This is a genomic window from Corynebacterium neomassiliense, assembly GCF_900626215.1.
In the GTDB taxonomy this organism is placed as follows: Bacteria; Actinomycetota; Actinomycetes; order Mycobacteriales; family Mycobacteriaceae; genus Corynebacterium; species Corynebacterium neomassiliense.
Genome location: NZ_LR131119.1, coordinates 1 through 2,157 on the forward strand (window position 1 = coordinate 1; position 2,157 = coordinate 2,157).

Below are 2,157 nucleotides of genomic sequence, written 5' to 3' on the forward strand. Positions count from 1 at the left end.
CCCCCACCGAGGTCGTCCCCGGCCCCTCCGCCGACCCGGTCAACGGCGTCGACGGCCTCCAGTCCACCGGTTCCGGCGGATACCAGGCGGCGGTGCAACGCACCGTCACCCTGCACCTCATGGACGGTTCCGACCGCACCTACGAACTGAAACAGGGCAGCAACACCGTCGGTCGTGGCAACCAGGTCGACTTCCGTCTCCCGGACACCGGCGTGTCACGTCGTCACGCCGACATCACCTGGGACGGCTTTGACGCCGTCCTCACCGACCTTGACTCCACCAACGGCACCACCGTCAACGAGATCCCGGTCGAGAACTGGCTCCTCGCCGACGGTGACGTCATCTCCGTCGGCCACAGTGACATCGAGGTCCGCTTCAGCTGACAGTCGTTCAGCCGGGGGCTCTGCCGTAGAGTGGTCACCGCCGGTCCCCGGTCTTAACCCGTGTTCCCGTCGTCCCCGAGGAGTTGACCCTTCATGCAGTCCACCCTGGTTCTGCTCGTCAAGGTCGTCCTGTTGGTCGTCCTGTGGCTGTTCATCTGGGTCACCGTCCGTGCGATGAACCGGGACGTCGCCAGGGCGACATCCGGTGCCGCCCCCGTAGGCCCCGGCACCGGTCCCGCCCCCTCGGCACACTCCGCACGAGGTCTCGCATTCTCACGCTCAGCCGCCCCCCGGTCCCTGATCCTCACCACCGGTCCCCTCGCCGGCACCACCCTGGCGCTCAGCGGATACGACGAGATCACCGTCGGACGGTCATCCGGATGCACCCTCGTGCTCGAGGACGACTTCGCCTCCGGGACACACGCCCGCCTCATACGACGGGGACCTGACTGGTTCCTCGAGGACCTCGACTCGCGCAACGGGACCTTCCTCGACGGTCAACGGATCGACCAACCGGAACCGCTCCACGTCGGCAGTGAATTCCGGGTGGGCCAGACCAGCGTGAGGATGGACGCATGACACTCGCACTCGACTACGCCGCACGGTCAGACCGGGGCCTGGTGCGCGGCAACAACGAAGATTCCGCTGTCGCGGCGTCCCACCTGCTCGCACTCGCCGACGGCATGGGCGGCCACGCCGCCGGCGAAGTCGCCTCCCAGCTGATGATCGAGGCACTCTTCCCCCTGAACACCATGTTCGGCGGAGATCCCGTCCCCGCCGACCGGCTGCCCGCCATGCTCGTCGAGGCGATGGAGGACGGCAACCGGGCGATCGCCGCCCACGTCGACGAGAACCCCACCCTCGAAGGGATGGGCTGCACGCTCAGCGCCCTGCTGTTCAACGACGGCAGACTGGGGGTCTGCCACGTCGGCGACTCCCGCGGCTACCTGCTGCGCGACGGCGTCCTCACCCAGATCACCAAAGACGACACCTACGTCCAGTCACTTGTCGACGAAGGGAAACTGGACCCCGCCGACGTGTCCAGCCACCCCCAGCGCTCCCTCATCCTCAAGGCACTGACCGGTCGCGCCGTCGAACCGACCCTGCAGCTGCGTGACGCCCTGCCGGGCGACCGGTACATGCTCTGCTCCGACGGACTGTCCGACCCCGTCAGCGCGGACACGATTCGCGACGTCCTCGCCGAAGGGACCCCCACCGAAGCCGCGGAGCAGCTGATCAACCTCGCACTCCGCGGCGGAGGACCGGACAATGTCACGGTCGTCGTCGCCGATGTCGTCGACGTCACCGACCGGGACGACAGCGCACCCGAGCTGCCCACCGAAGTTGCCCTGGCCGGGGCCATCGACTCGGAGGCCACCGAACTTCCCCGCCCCGACACCGCCGCAGGCCGGGCCATGGCGGTCAACATCGTCAACCGCAGTGCGCCGTCCCCCTCCACCGGCGGAACCACCCCCGCTGCCCGTGGAAACAACGGACGGAATCCCCGCCGGACCAGCCGGACCGTACCCGCCGCCGACGACGGGGCAGCAGACGACGCCCCCTCCGACGGGGACGGCCGTACCCGTCGGACACGGCGTCGCGTCCTGGTCGCACTGACCGTGCTCGTACTCCTCGTCGCCGTGGTCGGCGTCGGCGGATTCATCGCCAAACGCAGCCTCAACGACTCCTACTACGTGGCGGTCGCCGCCGAATCCGATCTTCCCACCCCCTCAGCCGTACCGACCAGCACCACAACCGCACCCGGCCCCTCCAC

General features: G+C 68.7%; 3 protein-coding genes. All 3 read left to right on the forward strand.

Annotated elements, in window-relative coordinates:
* Window positions 1-383: FHA domain-containing protein (locus tag E0E18_RS13810; protein ID WP_130841934.1), on the forward strand; the 383-nt coding region annotated here is incomplete at its 5' end.
* A 93-nt stretch (window positions 384-476) separates the two neighbouring features.
* Window positions 477-962: an FHA domain-containing protein FhaB/FipA gene (locus E0E18_RS13815; protein WP_130841936.1), complete on the forward strand. Its 486-nt coding sequence runs from the start codon at window positions 477-479 to the stop codon at window positions 960-962.
* Window positions 959-2,157: PP2C family protein-serine/threonine phosphatase (locus E0E18_RS13820; RefSeq protein ID WP_130841937.1), on the forward strand; the 1,199-nt coding region annotated here is incomplete at its 3' end. The genes E0E18_RS13815 and E0E18_RS13820, both read left to right, overlap by 4 nt.

Excerpts from the sequence above, each read along its gene's own strand:
- E0E18_RS13815 (WP_130841936.1), top strand. The coding sequence starts at position 477 with ATGCAGTCCACCCTGGTTCTGCTCGTCAAGGTCGTCCTGTTGGTCGTC.